This is a genomic window from Massilia sp. CCM 8734 (assembly GCF_011682155.1).
Classification (GTDB): Bacteria; Pseudomonadota; Gammaproteobacteria; order Burkholderiales; family Burkholderiaceae_D; genus Telluria_A; species Telluria_A rubra.
The window spans coordinates 1-402 of sequence record NZ_WHJI01000208.1 but is presented as its reverse complement, the minus strand read 5'-3'; the positions used below and the strand labels follow the sequence as shown (position 1 = coordinate 402).

Here is a 402-nt window from a genome sequence, read left to right as displayed (position 1 = left end):
AGCTGAATCGGGCGAAAAAAAACGTTCGGGGCGGGTGGGGGACTGCGGTGGGGATTACACCCTGGCTGATCGGTGCGCGCTGCCGGTGCGGATCATGTCGCGCAAAGCGTTGAGCTGGGCCAGCGCACCTTGCTTGAATGCAAGCTGATCGGCTGTAACGGTGGCAAGATCGGCATAACACCCTTCCGCCAGCGCATCGAGCAAGTCCAGCAAGATCCTTGTTTCCGGCATGGCGCGAAATTCGAGCAACGCGGCCGATTCACTGGCGATCGCCACCCGCAGCTGTTCCTGGGAGCGCATCATTCGATTGCCGCCGTCTCGATGCCGGCATGCTCGCCGACATTGGCGCCGACCTGGCCGCCGCGCGGATCACGCTGCGCGGCCAGCTGCTGCGGATCGGGA

At 63.9% G+C, this 402-nt stretch carries 1 protein-coding gene; it reads right to left on the bottom strand.

The features are described 5' to 3' along the window. Positions 1 to 54 precede the first annotated feature (54 nt). Positions 55 to 303 (bottom strand): hypothetical protein, encoded by a 249-nt coding sequence (locus F2P46_RS36275; RefSeq protein ID WP_166899340.1) that lies wholly within the window; start codon positions 301 to 303, stop codon positions 55 to 57. Positions 304 to 402: the final 99 nt, after the last annotated feature.